Below are 20,565 nucleotides of genomic sequence, written 5' to 3' on the forward strand. Positions count from 1 at the left end.
CTATCGACACCCCCCTTATCAAGGGGGGATTAAGGGGGGATCCCCCCGCCTATCGACACCCCCCTTATCAAGGGGGGATTAAGGGGGGATCCCCCCGCCTATCGACACCCCCCTTATTAAGGGGGGATTAAGGGGGGATCCCCCCGCCTATCGGCACCCCCCTTATTAAGGGGGGATTAAGGGGGGATCCCCCCGCCTATCGGCACCCCCCTTATTAAGGGGGGCAGGGGGGATCAAAGACAAAATCTATCTTCTTAATTATAACCACTTACTTAAAACAACCTAACACACCAGAGAAAATTAACCTTTTGGGCTATTGACAATTGAGCCATTTTGTGATAGTTTTTCGGTTAATTTTTGAGCGAGATTTAAGATATCGGAGGGAAGCATAATCACGGTACTGGTGTTATTTTCCGCTCCAATTTCCGTTAACATTTGTAGGCGGCGTAATTCCAAAGCGGCGGGGTTTTCCATGATTAATCGGGAAGCTTCCGCTAATTTTAAGGAGGCTTCCTGTTCTGCGGCAGCTTTAATCAAACGGGCCCGTTTTTCTCGCAATGCTTCCGCTTCCTTGGCCATAGCTCGCTGCATACCAGTGGGAATTTCCACATCTTTTATCTCCACCCGTTCGATATCAATGCCCCAGGGTTCGCTAATTTCATCGACAATTTGTTGGACCGCGTGATTAATTTTGTCTCGTTTTTGCAAGACATCATCGAGATGATTTTGACCGACTACATTTCTTAAAGTGGTCATGGCCGCTTGATAAACGGCCGCGGGGTAGGATTCGACTTTATTAATCGCTTTGCCCGGGTCGATAATACGATAGTAGAGAACCGCATTAACCTTAATTGTGACATTATCGGCGGTGACAGTTTCTTGCGGGGCGATATCGACGGTTTTAGTGCGAATATCCAGCTGCATTTTTTGGTCAACTAGGGGAATGATCCAGTACAGTCCGGGGCCTTTGGTGTCTTGATAACGCCCTAGTCGAAAGATAACACCACGCTGGTATTCTCGATCGATTTTAAAGCCATTTAATCCCAGAATGCCCGCTATCAATAGGAAGGGTGCTAAAAATTCCATATTAATTACCAGTTATCGGGTTCAAGTTAATCAGTGTGCGCTGACATCTCAAGGGCAATCTCCTCGCTCCTGACCACTAATACATTCATTCTAGAGAGTAACCGGGCTGTCGGGGAAACTCATAACGAAATATTACAATTTTTAGGAATTGCCTAACCAGCAGGGATGACTCGACTTCCAGACCCCGACCTGAGATAAACTACAGAATGTTATCAGAATTTACCTTGATATTATGAGCGTAGTTAGCCAAGTCATCCTCAAAGCCGACGACGAACTTCGTTATCCTAGTAGTGGTGAACTACAGGGTATCGGGCAATTTTTAAAAACCGGTGAGCAGAGAATTCGCATTGCCGAAACTCTCGCTGACAATGAGAAAAAAATCGTCGATCAGGCTCAAAAACAACTGTTCAAGAAACGTCCCGATTATAGAGCGCCGGGGGGCAATGCCTACGGTCAGCGTCAATATAATCAATGCTTGCGCGATTATGGTTGGTATCTGCGTCTAGTTACCTATGGGGTATTAGCCGGAGATAAGGGACCGATCGAACAAACCGGCCTGATCGGGGTCAAAGAGATGTATAACTCTCTTAATGTTCCCGTCCCCGGCATGGTGGAGGCGATTCGTTGTCTCAAAGAGGCCGCTTTAGGTCTTTTGACTCAAGAGGATGCCGTGGAAGCAGCCCCCTACTTCGACTTTATCATCCAGTATATGTCCTAAGCGATCGGGACAATCCCAAGGGCCTGAAGTCTGAAAAGGGGCAATTTTCGTCTCTTTCAGGGTTCAGGCTTGACTTTTTTCAGTGTTGCCAAAGGCACGGCGTAGCCGTCCAGTAATCAGTGATCAGTAAACAGTAAACAGTAATCAGGGATAAAGATGAAGATAAATAACTAACTAACTAATTATAGCGTTTCTCACACCTGTGTGGCACAGTTAAACCTTTGCTGATTAAGCTTTTCAACATCGATAATGTACCGCTTGCCAACAGGAAACGCTATAACTTAAAACTTACATCTGATAACTGATAACTGATAACTGATAACTGATTATGTTTTGGCGCATTATACTACTTACCTTTCTGATTCCATCGGTCTATGGGGTGTTTGGCTGGTCGATCGCCCATGAGCGTTTATCATGGAGTGATTGGTTGCTTGCCCGCGGTGATGAGATGAATTGGACTCTCACTAGCGAATGGCTAGAAATCATGATCTATATCCTAGGGGTAGGGGTTATCCTCTCAATTGCCCTAGGATTAACTCTGTTTAGTCACTTAATGCCGGTATTTTTCCGCAGTTGGTTTAAAAACGATATTAGCGCTGTATTATCAATTCTCGGCTGGTCCTTGGCGGTAGTCTTTATCTTCCACAAGTGGGCGGTATTTAGTCGAGTTTTAATCCTCTTAGCCGCCACTATCCTCGGTCGTCTAGAACTTCAGGAAGCAGGTTACAATAGGTGGCAAGTTTTCCTGATGCTCACCATCCTCTGCTTAGGTAGTTTTGGCTTGGGAATTTGGGCTTATCATCTTTGGGGTCAGGAATTTCATCAAGTTACTACTGATTAATCTTATCTCTAATCTTTAAAAAGTATGCCCAAAAAAAATAACGATGCGCTCAAACGAGTCTTAATTGTTTCCTCTGGTTTAGTATTTCTGGCTTTAATGGTGGTGCCAACTTTAGGTTTATTGAAAAATAATAATTCTAATTCCCCCCAAGGCAATCAATCTGGGCAAGAGGCAACTATTCCCCGCGAAAAATTAGAAGAAATGGTCAAAGGTTACGAGAAAATTCTTGAACGTGAACCAGATAACCCCACTGCTTTGCAAGGACTGGCCCAAGCTCGCCTACAGTTAAAAGATTTTATCGGAGCCAGAGAACCTTTAGAAAAGTTATATCAAAAATATCCCGACAATCTGGAAGTTATGCTAGTTCTTTATGGAACAAGATTACAAACTCAAGACGTTTCTGGAGCCAAAAGTATCCTAGAAAAATTAGTCAAAAACTATCCCCAAGAACCGAAGTTTAAGGAGGAATTAACTCGCTTAAATCAAGCGATTGCGGCAGCTTCTAAACAGCAAACTCCAGAACCTAAAAAGTAATGAAAAAAGAATTAATAGCTCGCCTAGACTGAGTATGATCAATTAGTAGCAAAATGCCAATTTACGAGGACTCTTCGCCTAAATTTATCAAAGTTATTTAACCCATAAGCTTTTCTTTTAATCAGCTTAGTTTTTGGGTTGATTCCTTCTACTATTCTTTGAGTCGTTCGCTGGTCAAAATATCAGATAATTATAGGAATCTGGTCGCCAATTTACTCGTTCATCTCCTAAAATAGCGAGACTGATAACCGGTTTCTGATACAAATCAAAAGCACGATAGTTAAGTAGTGGGAGAAAATTAACTTCTTGGTTAGGATAGGCACTCATGCAAAAGGCAAGAGGTAGTTAGATATGTGTAATTAATTCTGTCTAGCTAGTTATAAATATACATCCTCTGAGGGAAATTTTCTTCCTATTGGCTTTGAATTTCAATATGAATCAAAATCCAGACTTCTTCACCACTCAGTAACCAAACTTTATAAAGTTTGTCAGCAAAACGTTTTTTTGTCTTAAAGTCCAGAAAACGGGTTTCTTCAACAGAAAACGGGTTTCTTCAAGAAACCCGTTTTCTAGGTGAAAAATACTCGGTTAATGCTTCTTTCCAGGGTTCATCATAATTGGCGGTTGTTGGGTTCATTTGAGTTGTCCGCTTACTTCTAGGGTATGAAGCACAATAGCGTAACACACCAATTTAATGATAGAGGTGGTGCGTTACGGCGGCTTGTTAATTTGGTTTTTTTGACCGAATTGATAGCCGCAAACACGCAGCCTACAATCTTTTGGCATACTGTTTCTTGAGAACAGGTATAACGCCTAGTAGGATAAATAAACCTATATTTAGACTGGGTTCAGGTATAGTTACAGGGTCATTTGCGGGGACAATAGGAACAATTTGAATTAATTGACTTGGATTAAGGGTTAAGCTGACGGTTTCGTCATCTTCAACTGTGGTATCTGCTGTGGGGTCAATTGTTACAGTTGCAGTCGCAGAATTAGCAGCGAAAGTCACTGTCCCTGTTTCACTTGAGTAATTTGGGAAACTGGCTGCACCAGTTTGACTGTAATCTGTGTTAAAGGTAGCTGTCCCCCCGACTGTATAGTTGACCGTCAAAGGATTGGTTGTGTCTCCTGTGCGGGTGAAGGTATAAACGAGATTAGCTGTCCCATCTTCAGTAACACTGGTGGTGGAAACTGCTAAGGTGACACTTGGTAAAGGCGATGGGTTATTGAAGCCACTTACATCAATAATCTTCAAACCGTCAAAATAATCAGCTACATAAGCGTAATTGCCGACTACTTCCACACCATAAGCAACGGTAGAAAAATCATCGTAATAGTCGATGAGAATGGGATTAGTGGGGTTGCTAATGTCAATGATTTTCAGTCCTGCCATATCATCAGCTACATAAGCGTAATTTCCCACTACTTCCACATCATTAGCAACGCTGTTAGTATCATAATTGCCAATGAAAATGGGGTTGGTAGGGTTGCTGATGTCGATAATTTGCAGTCCTCCATCCCAACCATCAGCTACATAAGCGTAGTTGCCTACTACTTCCACATCACTAGCAATGCCAGGCGTATCATAATTACCTTTCAGAGTGGGGTTTTCTGGGTTACTGACATCGATATACAAGGGTTCTTGGTGAGTGGTGTAGGGTGGGCAATGCCCACAAGCTGCTTTAGTATTATTTATTCAGTCGAGTCAGCCTGTTTTCCGCAAACTCAGCCAGTCTAGGTTAGGCTTAAAAAAAACTATCAAATTTGAGAGCGTTTTTTTCTACCGTCAATAGGATATAAAGTATGCTTATTTTTTTTTCTCATCAGGTTTATTCATGAATCAGAGAAAATCAAATTAAATTCGGTGCGGTTAAACCTCAAGCCATCAGAAAACGGGTTTCTTTAAGAAACCCGTTTTCTCTAGCGGGTGATTGCCAAAATGCGATCACTAACGTCAAAACTAAGCAGTTAAAGTATTTAACCAATTGATTAAATCTTCAACCGTAGAGAAATCGAATAAAGCTTCTCCTAATACTTCGACATCATCAATACTTAACTGCATAATTTTAGCTTCTAAGGAAAAATTAATCTCCCCTAACTTGCGTTTAATTTGACGAAGAATCAATGTCTTTTCGCGTTCAATACCTTGTTCGATACCTTGTTCGATACCTTGTTCGATACCTTGTTCAATACCTTGTTCAATACCTTGACGCATCCAACTGGTGGTAATTTGCATAACTCCCTCCTGTACGGGTTGACTAAATGTGCTAATCTCTTGTTAAAATTGTATCTCTTCGGCAGGATTTAGATTGAGATAAGTATCGATAAATCCAGAAATTAATTGCATTTTCGCAGGATTTAACTTTAAAGTAATTAACAAGCGCAGACATTCCGCCTTAACCTTGGCTCGCTCTTTCTCAGCAATGTTCATCTTAGCCATTAAAGCTGAAGCAACCGGATTCGGCTGATTGAGAAAATCTCGCCAATTTAATCGATTTAACTGCACTACTTGATAGTTAAATTCTAATACCTTAAAATCGGGAAAATCGACCACATATTGACTAATCGCTGCTCTTTTTGGCTTTGAATAAGAAAAAATTACAATCGGATAAATCGGTAAGACAAATTTCTCATGAAAGCGAGCAAAATAAGTAAACATTCGCCGGTTAAACCACTTGCGGGAACTTTCCTGCGCCTCTACATAAATCAGAAAAAAAGATTCTTTTCCTCGAAACTTAACCTGTGCGACTAAATCGCTTTCATACCTTTCTCCTTCGGTGACATCGGTAAATACTTCTTTGTCTAAAAAAGTAATCGATTCCCTATCTAAATAATCGATCAATTGAGGAAAAAATAACTCGATAAATTCGATAAAAAAGGTGGAGATTAACTCATTAAATAAGCGATCATGGTCAATATTATTAGTCATGTGATATCATCTTAACGAATCTGAGCGATGAATGACTACTCTTCTCTATTATATTCTGAAAAGTCGGTTTTGGCAGCAGATTGTTATGACCTCACCCCCTAACCTACGAGGAGAGGGGGACGCTTTCGGCGTTAACCTTTCTGTTTCAACTAAAAACCCTCCGAAGCAATCTTACTCCTTGTCATGGCGAAGATGCGATCACTAGACAAGGACAATTTTAGCGGGTGATTGCCAAAAGGCGATCACTAATACCCTAAGTCATAAATCATGATTAATAATTGAGCGAATTTCTTGTATAAATTGCGATGGCGTTTGCATAATTATTCCTGTTTGTTCAGCGACTTGTGACCTAAAATCTTAGGAGTCACTGATAATTGCTGATTGTCGGTATTGCTGCATAAGTGCGTAAAAGCTGATAGGATAACGAACGGAAAAAATATAGATTGTCAAGGCGCGAAAAATCGCTACAATCATTCCAGCAGAGGTGATAGTAATCCCTCGATCATCCACTGGTTAACGATCGCTAACGATGAGACAAACTTGGTTTTCTCAAGCGGTTTCGAGACAGCGAACCCCTAAGTTTCCCGGTCGATCATGGACGGTGAGCTTGTCGAATCCGTCCATGATCGGCCACATTTCCACAAGCTCAATGATCACTGGCTTTTTTTGGAGTTGATCGAACCATGTTGCAAGGATGGATTCAAATCGCGCTCACAATCCTGATAATCGTGGCAATCACCCCCTTTTTCGGGCGCTATATGGCGAGGGTTTTCATGGAACAGAGAACCCTGCTTGACCCACTGTGCGATCGAGTCGAGAGTCTTCTTTACAGCTTCGTCGGGGTGAAAGGGAAAGAGAATATGACTGGCTGGCAGTACCTCCGCGCCGTTCTCTACAGTAACGCGGTAATAGCAATTCTGGTTTTTTCCCTGATTGCGGGCCAAGGATTCCTTCCCCTCAACCCGACGGGGATCCCCGCCCCCCCTTGGGACACCACACTACATACGACGATTTCCTTTATCACCAACAGCGACCAACAGCATTATTCTGGAGAAACCACCCTCAGCTACGCGAGTCAGATCTGGGGTCTTGGCTACCAGATGTTCACCTCGGCTGGAACCGGTCTAGCGGTGGGGATCGCCTTTATTCGGGGATTGACGGGGCGACCGTTGGGCAATTTTTATGTGGATCTGATCCGAGCGATCACCCGTATCCTCTTACCGATCTCGATCGTGGGGGCAATTGCCCTGATCATCGCCGGAGTCCCGGAAACCCTCGCAGGCCCGGCGATCTTGCCGACGCTAGAAAACCCCAACCTGAGTCAGGCGATCGCCCGCGGTCCAGTGGCCCACTTTGAGATTATTAAGGAATTGGGAGAAAACGGCGGCGGCTTTTTTGCCAGCAACTCGGCCCACCCCTTGGAAAACCCGAACGGATTCGTCAATCTGGTGCAGTTGGTAGCGATTCTCTCGATTCCCACCTCCCTGATCTATACCTACGGGGTTTTCGCCGATAATCTCAAGCAAGCTCGGTTAATCTATTTAATTCCCCTCGGTATCTTCATCGGCTTTACGATCATCACAGCGATCGGAGAATATAACGGCAACCAGGCGGTTAACTCCCTACTAGGGGTCGATCGAGCGGTTAACTTCGAGGGTAAAGAAGTACGCTTCGGTTGGGCGCAATCGGCCCTGTACGCGGTAACTACCACGGCCACCATGTGCGGTGCGGTGATCGCCATGCACGATTCCTTGATGCCGAACGGCGGCTTCGTCACCCTCTCGAATCTGTTCCTGCAAATCGTCTTCGGCGGTCAAGGAACTGGCACCGCCTACCTGTTTGCCTATCTAATCCTTGCGGTATTCGTCACCGGTCTAATGGTGGGAAGAACCCCGGAATTCCTCGGGCGCAAAATCGAGAAGCGGGAAGTGGTGTTAGCGAGTTTTTTAATTCTGCTGGTTCACCCGATCGCCATCCTCATCCCCGGAGCGATCGCCCTTGCCTTTCCCGACTTTCAAGGCATCAGTAACCCCGGCTTTCACGGATTATCTCAAGTCATCTACGAGTACGCTTCCGCCGCCGCCAATAACGGATCGGGCTTCGAGGGACTAGGAGATTCCCAGCCCGCACCACTTGCGATCGCGGCTGGGGCGAAACCGACGATGACCGCTCTCTGGTGGAATCTGAGCGCCTCCTTTAGTTTACTGGCTGGACGGTATATTCCGATCGCCGCCCTGCTCTTGTTAGCCGATGGGATGTCCCGCAAACAACCGGTTCCCGCCACCACCGGAACCCTCCGCACCGATACCGGACTCTTTACTGGCGTAACGGCGGGGGTGATTTTAATTCTCGGTGCGCTCACTTTCTTGCCGATATTAGCCCTCGGGCCGATTGCGGAAGCCTTTCAAATCACCAGGATGATCGGCTAGGAGTTTAGATAATTTATGAGAACGAACAAAGGAAATTCTAAATCCTCCCGCCCGTTGCGAGTGCCGAGAGGTCGCCGGGACGACCGCCGCCATACCCCCAAGGTAAACCGGACCGGTCTCTATCAAAGCGCGATCCGGCAGTCCTTCCTCAAACTCGACCCGCGCATCGCCGTGCGTAACCCGGTCCTGTTCGTGGTCTGGTTAGGAACGATCGTCACGGCCCTGGTGACGATCGACCCGCATCTATTCGGCACGATCGCAGGGGATAGGGGACAACAACGGCTACTTAACGGCATCATCACCCTGATCCTCTTCTTGACGGTGCTGTTCGCCAACTTCGCCGAGGCGATCGCCGAGGGACGGGGAAAAGCCCAGGCCGATGCCCTGCGCTCCACCCGCAGCGACACGATCGCCAGGAAAATCCTGGCCGACGGCTCGATCGAGTCGGTCAGTTCCACGGCCTTGCATCGGGGCGATCGGGTGAAACTGGTGGCCGGGGACGTGATTCCCGCCGACGGGGAAGTGATCGAGGGAATCGGTTCGGTGGATGAATCGGCGATCACCGGAGAATCAGCCCCCGTCCTCAAACAACCCGGCACCGACATCGCCAGTTCCGTCACCGGCGGCACTAGGCTTCTCTCGGACGAGTTGACGGTGCGGATCGCTCAAGATCCTGGTCAGGGTTTTATCGATCGCATGATCTCCCTTGTGGAAGGGGCCGAGCGCACGAAAACCCCCAACGAGATCGCGCTGACGGTACTTCTGGCCGTGTTAACCCAAGTCTTTCTAATTGTCGTGGCCACGATTCCGCCGATCGGAAACTATATCGCCGGTTTCCTGGAAACGAGCCTCGGGCCGGCGGTTGCGGATACCTTTCGGGCCGGTTCCAGTATCGCCATCTTGATCTCCCTTCTCGTCGCCCTCATTCCCACGACGATCGGCGGTTTATTGAGTGCGATCGGCATCGCCGGCATGGATCGCGTGGCTCAGTTTAACGTCATCGCCACCTCTGGACGCGCGGTGGAAGCCTGCGGTGACGTAAATACCCTCCTTCTCGACAAAACGGGAACAATCACCCTCGGCAACCGGCTGGCTGACGAATTTATCCCGGCCAACGGTCATAACCTCGAGGAATTAGCCCGCATCTGTCTAGCGGCCAGCCTTTTCGACGAAACCCCGGAAGGACGCTCGATCGTTGCCTTAGCCCGGAATTTGGGCGCGAACCTCCCCATCGATGGCCAACCCGGCGAGGGAATCGAATTCTCCGCTCGTACCCGCATGAGCGGCACCGATATGGACGGCGAGGAATACCGTAAGGGAGCCGTAGACGCGATTAAAGGTTTCGTCCGTTCCCGTGGTGGTTCCGTTCCCGAGACCCTCGATGAGGCACAGGAAAGGGTTTCCCGTTTGGGGGGGACTCCCCTCGCCGTCTGTCGGGGTAACGATATCTACGGGGTGATCTATCTCAAGGACATCGTGAAGCCTGGATTAAAAGAGCGTTTCGACCAATTACGGCGCATGGGTGTGAGAACGATCATGCTCACCGGCGACAACCAGATCACGGCCTCGGTGATTGCGGCGGAGGCGGGGGTGGATGATTTTATCGCCGAGGCCACCCCAGAAGATAAGATCGAGGTGATCCGTCGCGAGCAATCCCAGGGCAAGTTAGTTGCCATGACGGGAGACGGAACCAACGACGCACCCGCACTGGCCCAGGCTAATGTCGGTGTGGCGATGAACTCCGGAACCCAAGCGGCGAAGGAGGCGGCCAATATGGTGGATCTCGACTCCGACCCGACCAAGCTGATCGATTTAGTGACCATCGGCAAACAGTTATTAATTACCCGCGGCGCCCTGACCACGTTTTCGGTAGCTAACGATATCGCTAAGTATTTCGCCATTATCCCGACGATTTTCGCCGCTGCCGGGATCGGTGCTTTAAATATCATGGGTTTGAAAAGCGCTCAATCGGCGATCGTCTCGGCCCTGATCTACAATGCCCTGATTATCCCCGTTTTGATTCCCCTAGCACTTAAAGGCGTTCAATTTCGCCCGCTCACTGCTGACCAACTATTGCGGCGTAATATCCTCATCTACGGCGTGGGAGGCATGATTGCGCCGTTTATTGCTATTAAGATTATTGATGAGATAATTTCAGCGATCGGGTTGAGGTAATGGCAAAATCGGCAATATTTAAGCCTAGTTTATTCGGATTGAAGCACTCGAATCGGGATTTTAGCCAAAAAGAAACCTGGGGTAAAAATCAATTTAACTCCTCATTTCCAGCTTCTTTGTGCGCTTACTTAGATTGGAAAGGACTGAAAAATGTATATCTGAAACTTGATGAAAATTTAAAAATTCAACCAGCGGAGTTAAGTACACAAGAGTTATACGGTCTAGCTCCCGATTCCGATAATTTATTTTACGCTTTCGCGAGTCAATTTAGATGAGGGAGCAAAATGATCACAATCGATTTATTTGCTGGTTGTGGTGGTTTATCTTTAGGGTTTCAGAAAGCGGGGTTTACTATTGTGGCTGCATTTGATAATTGGATACCTGCTATAGATGTCTATAGCAATAACTTTAGTCATCCGATATTTAATGTCGATTTATCTAGAGAATCTAATCAAGAAATATTGGCTCAATATAATCCTGAGATTATTGTCGGCAGCCCTCCTTGTCAAGACTTTTCCAGTGCGGGTAAGAGAGAAGAGGGTTTAGGACGAGCGAATCTAACGCTCACATTCGCTGAAATTGTCACTAGAGTAAGTCCCCAATGGTTTGTTATGGAAAATGTGGATAGAATTGAGAAAAGTAAAATACTCACTCAAGCAAAACAAATTTTTAAAAGCCATGGTTATGGTTTAACTGGAAAAGTTATTAATTCTTGTTACTGCGGAGTTCCTCAAACTAGAAAAAGATATTTTCTGATCGGTAAAATGAACGAAGAAGATGATTTTTTAATCGATGAAATCAATGACAATTTATCAAGTCAACCTCTGACTGTATTTGACTATATGGGCAAAGAATTAGATATAGAATACTATTATAGACATCCTAGAAGCTATCAAAGAAGGGCGATATTCAGTATTTATGAACCTAGCCCTACTATTCGAGGAGTAAATCGACCAGTTCCCAAAACCTATCGACAACATCCCGGTGATGCTTGTCATCTTAATGAAAAATTAAGACCGCTAACAACGAGGGAGAGAAGCTATATTCAAACTTTCCCTAAAGACTTTATTTTTGCTGGAACAAAATCTAATCTAGAACAAATGATTGGCAATGCTGTTCCTATTAATTTGGCTAGATATGTGGGCCAATGTATTCTTAACTATGAATTGAAAAAAGGGAAAAAGACAACCTATCGACAACTACAGCTAAGTAAGTGGTTATAATTAAATTGAAAATAGATTTTGTCTTTGATCCCCCCTTAATCCCCCCTTGATAAGGGGGGTGTCTGATAATTTTTGACAACTACAGCTATTTTCTTGATTGACTGGCAAAAACAAATCTCCAAAAAACTCTAATTCTTATGAAAGCATCCCTTAGAAAAAACCGATTTTTCTGGTATATTTTCTTAAATTTCTGTCTAACAATTCTTTTCTCCTCCATCGTTCAAGCTTCTACGGGAAGTGCTATAAATAGGGGGCAAGCCTTCGCATTAACCCTTTTAGGATTAGTCGCCTTTGCTTTATTTATCTACCTATTCCTTGTCATCTTTGTCCCGGAGAGGTTTTAAGAGATTTCTGGCATAATTAATTTTTGAGAGTTCAAAAATGGGAAAAAGCAGAAAATGGCTCTCTTGGATTTGGTGGGTAAAATGTATTCTAAGATACATTGCCCCTAGCGAGGGGGTGGAACGAACCACAAAGACACAAAGGACACAAAGATCGATCGATCATATTGTAAGTTAAACTTATCACACAGAACCTAGAAGAGCCAGAAAATCTCTAAATAGACTCTTTAATTGATTGTGGTTTATTCCTAATTCTCCTGACTCCTAACTCCACCAACAAACTTTTTCAGTAAACCCTAATTATGAGTTTTGCACGCGATGCCGGTAGAGCCATCCGTTCTACCCTAGTTCTCTGGGTAATTACTGCCCTGATCTATCCTTTCTCGATGATCGCCGTCGGTCAAATTCTTTTTCCCTGGCAAGCGAACGGGAGTTTGATCACCAATAATCAAGGTCAAGTGGTGGGTTCGGCTCTAATTGGGCAACCTTTCACCAGCGATCGCTATTTCAATAGTCGTCCGAGTACCACCGCCTACAGTACGGCCGATCCGAAAAACGATCCTAACAAAGTCCTGCAAACCGGAATTTCGGGAGCGAGTAACCTAGCTCCCAGTAACCCCGCATTGATCGATCGCATTAAAGGAAAACCCAATCCCGATCCAGCGAAAGCTGTAGAGGGGGAGATTCCCCGATTAGAGAAGACGGGAATTAAACCCACCGCGGATCTGGTGTACACCTCTGGATCGAGTCTCGATCCCCATATCACCCCAGAGTCCGCCAGAGCGCAGATCGAGCGGGTGGCGCGGGTGCGGGGATTACCGACGAATCAAGTGGAGATCCTCGTTATCAAAAACACCGATGATCGCTTTCTCGGCATCTTCGGCGAACCGGGGGTTAACCTACTGAAACTGAATCTGGCTCTAGATGCGATCGCAAATACCCGATAGGGCCTCTGATACTCAATCCTGTTTAAAAGGTATAGGAAAGTGGGAAGAGAGAGTTTGCCTTTAAAAACCCCAAGTTAGTAGATTTACAAAAATGGGATACAGCCGCTAAAAAACTAACTGGGAGAGGATTGTTTAGCTGATCTTACCTTGGGATTCACATTTAAAACCTTCATCGCGCCAAGCTTCTAAATCAACGGAATTTAAGGGGATGACTTGCCAACAGGGGGGAGAGATTAATTGTCCGACAAAAGCCCAAATTATACTTCTAGTCACATCCAACCCAGTTTTTAGCTTTGATTCGTTATTACCCGGGATACCAATTTCTCGGACTGCATCGATTTCTACTGCTATACCGTGGGATTGCAAGTGAATTGCTGCTAACCATTGAGCGCGGGGTAAATGAGTAGGAGAGGTGACAACTTTTACTTTATGTACTCCCCATTGTTTTAAAATTGGCACAGCAAAGAAAAAATTGCCGAAGGTAGAATCAGCACACTTTTCTAACCAGACGTTAGTTTTTGGCGCTTTTGCCCGTTCAAATAGTAATAAAATACAGGGATCTTCCGAGCCTTGGGAAATTAAAATTGGTATATCGGGGTATTGCTGGGCTAGATTGGCTACATAAATTTCCCGACGAATGCTGCCCCCCAAAACTAAGATGGCCTCAACGGGTTTTTGTTGATTAATTGACCAGCAGATGGCTAAATTAGTCGCTAAATTAAAGATAATAAACCCAAAAACTGCGACCAGAGTTAGTTTTAACCATCTTTGCCAATGCCGGTGTTTACGCGCAACATTTTTCGGTTTTTTCGCCATTGACTTAGAGACGATGTAGGGTAGCTCAAAAAATAGATTTACTTCAGTATTGCACAGCCCGAAACCCTCATGAAATCTTGGGTTATTCTCAATTAGTGCGAAGATTTTATCAATAAGTCCAATTGATCGGGGTAAGCTAAAACGCATCTTAGATGCGTTTTAGCAAGGCAGGAGGCAGGATTAATAAGCGGTTGAGAGTTTTTTGAATTATCAAGATATGTAACTGAAGTGCCTCTAAGCTTACCCCTTAGTAATTGATCAGGGAAAAAAGTGAGAGATTTCACCCAGATTACACTGATAGACAAAATTAACAAATCAACTTTGCTTTAACTCATACTACTCAGTCCTCTATGCTAAGATGATCCAAAAAACGCAAGTTTTTAAGTTGATGGGCAAAAAAAGTTTAATTTTACTCAATAACTAGGGCTTTATTTCTAAGACAGCTCGAAAAAATCAAATTTTGAGTGACGGAGAGCCTTGTTAGTTATTTAAAATTATTCCCTCTTCACCACTGTATATCTAGGAGATTTCCTCGACCAACACTTTGTTAACAAAATCCCCTATTCGAGGTGTCCTGTAACAATTGTGCTTTGATAATTTTTTCTGTGGGGTTGAGTTTCACTAATTGTGAACCTGTCCCGTCTTTACCCGTAACCATCACAGTTTCTACCTCTAAGGGTAGTTTTCGATTCTGATTGGTACTTAATAACACTATACTCCCTGGCCGCGCCGCTACCATGGCCGCTAAACTATCCTGTTTATTGACGAATTGTAAAGCAGGTGAACCAAGATCGCCTAATTGTGATAAGCGTAAATTCTCGATCGCCAGTCTTTTTCCGTAACCCAATCCCGAAATCAGCAGCAGATTTTCCCGATGAGGGAGAGAAACACAGCCGGCTAGATGTTCCCCGTAGCGCAATCGCAAAATTGCTAAACCCTGAGCGGATTTACTCATCATTGGCAATAATTCCTCGCGCACGGGATAACGCAACACCCGACCGCTACTGGTGGCGATCGCTAAGTCCAGGCCCTCGTGAGTAAAAATAGCACCATATAGGCGATCGTCTTCTTTCAATTTCATCAGGGACAAACCCCGACTACCAACCCCCTCTAATTCATCGATGGGAAGCCGCTTTATTCGCCCCTGTTGACTCAGTAAAAGCAATTCTTGATTTTTTTGAGGTTCCGTCAAGAAAAATTGATTTAACACGGCTTCTGACTCTTTTTGGGCGGTTTTGGTCAGCAGACTGGAGATTAACACTGGTTGATTCGCTTGCGGGGGGACTTCCCGGGTAGCAATCGGGTAAGCTTTAGCATTATCGAGGATAACTAGGAAATTTTCCCGTTTTTCGATCGCCTGTTGATAGATAATTAAACCCCGCTCTGGCGCTCGCTGTTCCGGTGTCGTCCAACTAATTTTATCTTCGGCATCAAGCAATAAAATTGCATTTTCTGGGGGTTCTTGGGGCGTAAATAGGCTTAAACTCGGTGCATTCTCACTCTCAGGCTTTTTCTTAACTTTATTCTCCTGTTTTTTAACTTCTGCCTTCAAAGAGGGTGTGGGGTGTGGGGTGTGGGGTGTAGGTAAGGAAACCTCTTTCGTCTGTGGGGGTGAAAATTTTTTCATCGGGACTGTCTCCTGTTTTTTCACCACAGAATCCTGTTTCTTCCCTTCTGTCTCCTGTCTCCTGTCCCCCGACTTCCCGGTGCGAATTTTTGTCCGTCTGCTATCGGCGAATTTTTTCTTTAAAGAGCGCAATTCTTTTTTCAGAGACTTGAGAAACTCCTGACGGTTATGGAGGAGGGTTTCTAACTGTTGAATTTTTGTTTGTAATTCCGTCGCTTCCGTCTCTAACTTTTGTCTTTCCAAACCAGTTAAACGACGTAGGGGCATAGCCAAGATAGAATCAGCTTGAGGGTCACTAATGCCCAATTCTGCCTGAAAACGATACTTAGCCGTCGTCCCATCGGGAGCATTTTTGAGAATATCCACCACTCGATCGATATTCTGCAAAGCTAATAATAAACCCTCCACTAGGTGTAAGCGATCGCTGGCCTGTTGCAACTCGTCGCCATACTGACGGGTGAGAGTTGTTTCTCGAAAGCGCAAGAATTCCTGTAAAACTTGTTTTAACGATAACTGCCGGGGTTGATTATCGACTAAAGCGAGGATAATTGCCCCAAAATTAGTCTGCAGCGCCGTTTGTTGGTATAAAGCCGCCAAAACCTGCTGCGGTTGACTTTCCCGCTTTAATTCAATCACCACCCGAATGCCTTCGCGATTGCTTTCATCGCGGATATCGGCAATTCCCTCCAATTTCCCTAAATTGACTAATTCGGCGATTTTTTCAATCCATGCCGCCTTATTCACCTGAAAAGGCAACTCAGTAACCACAATTGCCGTCCTTTCCCTTCGGCGCTTGCCCTCAATGATAATTGTTTCAGTTTTGGCCACTCCGCGCACGGGAATAATCCCCCTACCAGTGCGATAAGCCTCGCGAATACCGGTATCATCTAAAATCTCGCCTCCCGTGGGAAAATCGGGCCCGGGGATAATTTCTACTAACTTTTCCTCGCTTAAATCGGGATTATCAATCAAAGCGATTAAACCTTCCACCACTTCCCCTAAATTATGGGGAGGAATATTAGTCGCCATCCCCACCGCAATACCAGAACAACCATTAAGAATGAGTATCGGTAACTGAGCGGGTAAAACAACGGGTTCCTGTTGAGAATTATCAAAATTACTGCTAAAATTAACGATAGCTTCGCTAATTCCCCCTAAAACCGCCTGATCACCGATGCCGGCCAAACGGGTTTCTGTATAACGCATGGCCGCCGGGGGGTCGTTATCGATCGAACCAAAGTTACCATGGCCCGATAAAAGTGGGTAACGACTGGAAAAATCCTGTACCATACGAACCAGTGCCTCGTACACTGACTGATCGCCGTGGGGATGATATTTACCCAACACATCCCCCACCACCCGCGCACATTTGCGAAAGGGGCGATCGGGGGTTAAACCCAGTTCGTGCATAGCGTATAATATGCGACGATGTACTGGTTTTAGTCCATCGCGTACATCCGGCAAGGCTCGCCCCACGATCACACTCATGGCATATTCTAGATAGGAGCGTTCCATCTCTTGGTGTAAAGCCGTGGGTATAATTTGACCACTAGCTAAGAAATCCAGTTGTTTGGCCATGAGTCTCTCGTTTTTAATCTGTCTAGCTGTGAATCATAAGGCATTTTGCCCTTTTTAACCTTGTTTATCCCTGAGCTTCCCTATGACAACTGTTTTGATTGTAGAAGACGACCCGATAAATTTTCGCGTTTTTGCCAAAATTTTGACCAAACGAGGTGGTCTAGAGGTCAAAGGGACCGAAGATGTGGAAGAAGTGCTTCGTATTGCTCGGGATAAGGAAGCGGACGTGATCTTAATGGATGTCTCCCTCTCCCATAGTGTCTATGAAGGGAAAGCGGTAGATGGCATTAAAATCAGCCAAATTCTCAAAGCTAACCCCGAAACCGCCGATTTACCCGTTATTCTCGTCACTGCTCACGCTATGGAAGGCGATCGAGAGAATTTTCTCAAGCAGAGTCGGGCCGATGGTTATATTTCTAAACCAGTGGTTGATCACCAAGCTTTTGTTGATCAAATTTTGGCGATCGTCGATCAGAAGCCGGTCTAAGCTTTGAGTCTTCTTTTGTTAGTATATCAGTATTGATATAGGGTGGGCTGAATAAATCTTAAAACCTTATTGGGTAAGACTTTTAGACTTTTTGTCAATCAAAAAGTACCGGCGACGGAAGTGATTGGGGGGAAAATCCCTGGACTTTTCCCCTGAAAATTAGGTAATTGACCCCCTCAAAATCGGTAAAACCCTACAACCTACACCCTACACCCTACACCCTGTCCCCACAAGAAACTTTTTGCCGCAAACCCTACTTAATCCTCCACTCTGCCATAGATGGCGTAGGCTCGATCGAGCGACCAGGCCCACATTTGATCCCCTAGGGAAAAATGCCACCATTCCCCCTTATGTCGGCTAAATCCCGCCTCCTCCATCACTTTAGCCAATAAAACTCGTTTTTGATGATAACTCTGTTCTCGTCGGCTTTTTGCGGCGATATAATAATCGGGATGCGATCGCTCTCCGATCTCATCGATTTCTCCCCCCATGTCGATGGCTTGTCCCTTCTCGTCCACCAGGGTAATATCGATCGCCGCTCCGGTACTATGGGGAGGCGGAGTGGCGGCATTATCGCTGGGAATTGCCCAAATAGTGTAAACTTCTGTTAAAATCGCTTGACTTTCTGCCTCCAATAGTTCCTCTTTGGCTAATCCTCTTGTGTCTAGGAGAGTCTGAAAACTATAATCGACCATAAATTGTTGCACTTCCACCGGTCGATAGGCATCAAAAATCAAAATTTGCCAACCGGGTTGATAGACTTGCAGACGGTTTTGAGCGTCAATCAGAGCATTTAACACCCCTTGTCGCAAAAAATAGGGAGATTTACCCCGATAATTAGCTCCTAATTTCTCGTAAGCGTGGGGAGAAGGGATAACAAACTTATCTGCGGGTATAGGTACTAGGGGTTCCCCACATTCACGAATAGGAATTTTTTGGTAGGGTTTCATCTCGTCATCGGGAAATGGTAATTTTATTGGTAGTCCACTCGATCGCCAGTTTACATAGGGTTTGCGGCAAAAAGTTTTTCGTGGGGGTAGGGTGTGGGGTGTGGGGTGTGGGGTGTGGGGTTTTACCCATTTTCAGGTGGTCAATTACCTAATTTTCAGGGAAAAAGTCCAGGGATTTTCCCCCCAATCACTCCAAGGGTCGGCACTTTTTGAGGGAAAAAAGTCTAAAAACCTTATCCAACAAGGTTGTTAGATTTATTCAGCAAACCCTACATAAACCCGTTATTCCTCCTCCTCATCGGTTGTAGGGAATTTCATACTGGCCCAAGTTAACTGTTTTTGCGGGTCTTTTTCCGGTTCACTAAAACTCTCCTTGAGTTGTTCTTTCACCTGAGCAATATTGCCACTTTGAGCGGCATTCTTTAGATCATAGACATAACGAGCATTTTCGATCGCTTCCTCTTTACTACGAGAACTAGACTCAAAGCATTTTTCTAGGTCTTTGTAAATACCCTTGCGAGAGATTTTGAGAAAATATTGACGTTCCGTATCTATAAGTTTAGCCAATAATTCTAGGTGCATGGAATCCTCGGCACAGATATCCGCGAGGATATCCCATTCTTCACTCCCCAAAAGATTATTATCCGCTCCAGGTCGCGGGTCTTGAAAAGTTTCTCCAGTCACTTGTTTATAAATCTTCGGTAATTGGTCATCAAATTCGTGCTTTTCTTCCCTCCAAATCCGGCGAATTTCGCTGAGTTCCTCCGTGGTAATTAGGGTAATATCTTTCATATCCTCTGGAGCATTAGTACGCACGCTCTCCTGAGCCTCTAATACCCTTCTCAGCCAATATTCCCGCCATTTTTTAGTATAAGGTCCGGGTATAGGTTCGATCGATATTTCTCCATTTAAGTTTCTTTCAAATAATTGTACTTTCCCAAAGATACGGCGAAAATCCCGTTTTGGTCGGTCATCTTCTATATCTAATTCGTTGCGAAGGTCTAAAAGTGGTTGTAACCATTCTTTTTCTTGGTCATTCTGTATCATTGCCTCCATGGATTTATCTTTATTTACCAATGTACACACCCAACAACCTAATCGCGAATCTCCACAGCTAGGAGTGGAGGTATCTACCACTAGGGGACATTCATTATCCGCAGTCGCTCCTCGATACATTGCTAATAATTCTTTGTTATCTCCTCCCCAGGGATTTTCCCACTGCATTAAGTACATCCATACTTCATCGTTGCGCCAGTCCTCAATAGGAGTATAGACAAGAGAATTAATCAAACTTGGTCGAGGACTCAGACGATCTCTCAATCTACCTTTTTCGTGTTTCGCCATGACATTGGCTCTCTTTTGGCTCTCAGCTTTACGCATTCCTAACACTAAAATAACTTCTCCACTTTCACGAACTACTTGTCGAATGAATTGATTAGCTGGATTAATTTTTAGTCGTTCAGTACACCATCTAAATCTTATTCTCGGTGCTGGATATCCTTTGCCAATCAAACAAACCCAATACCTTGCTAAAACTTCTGGATGTAATATATGAGCTTCTATTGGCATTTTTTGTTGTTCTGCCGCAGTTCTCAGTTGACTAATTGATTTATTTACCCATGCAGTGACTATCGGATTTTCTACCAAAGTATCTGTCGTTATGACGTAAACTTTTTTTTGTCTTTTTTCTTCTGGCAAACTAGCGATCGCATTCCAAACCAATTGTAAAACTGCTGTGCTATCTTTTCCCCAAGATACACCTATGATCCAGGGAATACTGTCTAGACAATATAACTCTTGTATTTCTTGAGTAATACTTTTGATATCTTCTACGAACTCCTCTATAGCACGATTAGGAAAAATAGAAGTTGTTTTTTCAAGCAT

General features: G+C 44.9%; 17 protein-coding genes and 3 pseudogenes. 11 read left to right on the forward strand and 9 right to left on the reverse strand.

Annotated elements, in window-relative coordinates:
* Window positions 1-300: 300 nt before the first annotated feature.
* Window positions 301-1,086, reverse strand: coding sequence for a slipin family protein (locus IM450_RS18270; RefSeq protein WP_004163749.1), 786 nt, complete (start codon window positions 1,084-1,086; stop codon window positions 301-303).
* 232 nt (window positions 1,087-1,318) lie between these two features.
* Between IM450_RS18270 and IM450_RS18275 the strand changes: the two genes are divergently transcribed.
* The 3 genes from IM450_RS18275 (at window position 1,319) to IM450_RS18285 (ending at window position 3,179) form a co-directional block, all read left to right on the forward strand.
* Window positions 1,319-1,804 carry an allophycocyanin subunit alpha-B gene (locus IM450_RS18275; RefSeq protein ID WP_002759464.1) on the forward strand — a complete coding sequence of 162 codons (486 nt, stop codon included), beginning with the start codon at window positions 1,319-1,321 and terminating at the stop codon, window positions 1,802-1,804.
* Window positions 1,805-2,132: 328 nt separating this feature from the next.
* Window positions 2,133-2,645, forward strand: a complete 513-nt coding sequence (locus IM450_RS18280) for a hypothetical protein (RefSeq protein WP_287666639.1) — start codon at window positions 2,133-2,135, stop codon at window positions 2,643-2,645.
* Window positions 2,646-2,669: 24 nt separating this feature from the next.
* Entirely contained in the window at window positions 2,670-3,179 is a 510-nt protein-coding gene (locus IM450_RS18285) for a tetratricopeptide repeat protein (RefSeq protein WP_287666636.1), read from the forward strand.
* Window positions 3,180-3,217: 38 nt separating this feature from the next.
* Here IM450_RS18285 and IM450_RS18290 read toward each other — a convergent pair whose 3' ends face one another.
* The 4 genes and pseudogenes from IM450_RS18290 to IM450_RS18305 all read right to left on the reverse strand — a co-directional run bounded on the left by IM450_RS18290 (window position 3,218) and on the right by IM450_RS18305 (window position 6,108).
* On the reverse strand, window positions 3,218-3,334 hold the full coding sequence (locus tag IM450_RS18290; RefSeq protein ID WP_409771208.1) for a transposase: 117 nt from the start codon (window positions 3,332-3,334) through the stop codon (window positions 3,218-3,220).
* A 25-nt stretch (window positions 3,335-3,359) separates the two neighbouring features.
* Window positions 3,360-3,699 (reverse strand): annotated as a pseudogene (locus tag IM450_RS22750) (hypothetical protein); the annotation flags it as partial.
* Between the two features lie 393 nt (window positions 3,700-4,092).
* Window positions 4,093-4,809 (reverse strand): annotated as a pseudogene (locus IM450_RS18300) (DUF4347 domain-containing protein); the annotation flags it as partial.
* Between the two features lie 330 nt (window positions 4,810-5,139).
* Window positions 5,140-6,108, reverse strand: a pseudogene (locus IM450_RS18305) (Rpn family recombination-promoting nuclease/putative transposase).
* A gap of 683 nt (window positions 6,109-6,791) precedes the next feature.
* Between IM450_RS18305 and kdpA the strand changes: the two are divergent.
* The 6 genes from kdpA to kdpC all read left to right on the forward strand — a co-directional run bounded on the left by kdpA (window position 6,792) and on the right by kdpC (window position 13,223).
* A complete protein-coding gene (kdpA, locus tag IM450_RS18310; RefSeq protein WP_287666630.1) occupies window positions 6,792-8,537 on the forward strand; it encodes a potassium-transporting ATPase subunit KdpA in 1,746 nt (581 codons plus the stop codon).
* Window positions 8,538-8,552: 15 nt separating this feature from the next.
* On the forward strand, window positions 8,553-10,712 hold the full coding sequence (gene kdpB / locus IM450_RS18315; protein WP_287666627.1) for a potassium-transporting ATPase subunit KdpB: 2,160 nt from the start codon (window positions 8,553-8,555) through the stop codon (window positions 10,710-10,712).
* Window positions 10,712-10,987, forward strand: coding sequence for a HindVP family restriction endonuclease (locus tag IM450_RS18320; protein WP_287666624.1), 276 nt, complete (start codon window positions 10,712-10,714; stop codon window positions 10,985-10,987). Before kdpB ends, IM450_RS18320 begins: the two co-directional genes overlap by 1 nt.
* Window positions 10,988-10,996: 9 nt before the next feature.
* Window positions 10,997-11,935 (forward strand): DNA cytosine methyltransferase, encoded by a 939-nt coding sequence (locus IM450_RS18325; protein WP_287666621.1) that lies wholly within the window; start codon window positions 10,997-10,999, stop codon window positions 11,933-11,935.
* 137 nt (window positions 11,936-12,072) lie between these two features.
* Window positions 12,073-12,279 (forward strand): potassium-transporting ATPase subunit F, encoded by a 207-nt coding sequence (locus IM450_RS18330; protein ID WP_071839504.1) that lies wholly within the window; start codon window positions 12,073-12,075, stop codon window positions 12,277-12,279.
* A gap of 299 nt (window positions 12,280-12,578) precedes the next feature.
* Entirely contained in the window at window positions 12,579-13,223 is a 645-nt protein-coding gene (gene kdpC / locus IM450_RS18335) for a K(+)-transporting ATPase subunit C (protein WP_287666618.1), read from the forward strand.
* A 132-nt stretch (window positions 13,224-13,355) separates the two neighbouring features.
* On the opposite strand, the gene IM450_RS18340 is transcribed toward kdpC, so the two are convergent.
* Together IM450_RS18340 and IM450_RS18345 are read right to left on the reverse strand one after the other, a co-directional pair.
* Window positions 13,356-14,039: a YdcF family protein gene (locus IM450_RS18340; protein ID WP_287666616.1), complete on the reverse strand. Its 684-nt coding sequence runs from the start codon at window positions 14,037-14,039 to the stop codon at window positions 13,356-13,358.
* A 547-nt stretch (window positions 14,040-14,586) separates the two neighbouring features.
* Window positions 14,587-17,244: a DNA gyrase/topoisomerase IV subunit A gene (locus IM450_RS18345; RefSeq protein WP_287666613.1), complete on the reverse strand. Its 2,658-nt coding sequence runs from the start codon at window positions 17,242-17,244 to the stop codon at window positions 14,587-14,589.
* Between the two features lie 82 nt (window positions 17,245-17,326).
* On the opposite strand from IM450_RS18345, the gene IM450_RS18350 reads away from it, so the two are divergent.
* The gene (locus tag IM450_RS18350) at window positions 17,327-17,731 is read left to right on the forward strand and encodes a response regulator (protein WP_287666611.1); all 405 of its coding nucleotides are present in this window, start codon (window positions 17,327-17,329) and stop codon (window positions 17,729-17,731) included.
* Between the two features lie 257 nt (window positions 17,732-17,988).
* Here IM450_RS18350 and IM450_RS18355 read toward each other — a convergent pair whose 3' ends face one another.
* Window positions 17,989-18,681, reverse strand: a complete 693-nt coding sequence (locus IM450_RS18355) for a M15 family metallopeptidase (protein ID WP_287666608.1) — start codon at window positions 18,679-18,681, stop codon at window positions 17,989-17,991.
* Window positions 18,682-18,742: 61 nt separating this feature from the next.
* Between IM450_RS18355 and IM450_RS18360 the strand changes: the two genes are divergently transcribed.
* Entirely contained in the window at window positions 18,743-18,934 is a 192-nt protein-coding gene (locus IM450_RS18360) for a hypothetical protein (protein ID WP_104397014.1), read from the forward strand.
* A 29-nt stretch (window positions 18,935-18,963) separates the two neighbouring features.
* Here the strand turns inward: IM450_RS18360 and dndC are convergent, their stop codons facing one another.
* Window positions 18,964-20,565 carry a DNA phosphorothioation system sulfurtransferase DndC gene (dndC, locus tag IM450_RS18365; protein WP_287666606.1) on the reverse strand — a complete coding sequence of 534 codons (1,602 nt, stop codon included), beginning with the start codon at window positions 20,563-20,565 and terminating at the stop codon, window positions 18,964-18,966.

The organism is Microcystis sp. M083S1 (assembly GCF_020246405.1).
Lineage (GTDB): Bacteria > Cyanobacteriota > Cyanobacteriia > Cyanobacteriales > Microcystaceae > Microcystis > Microcystis aeruginosa_C.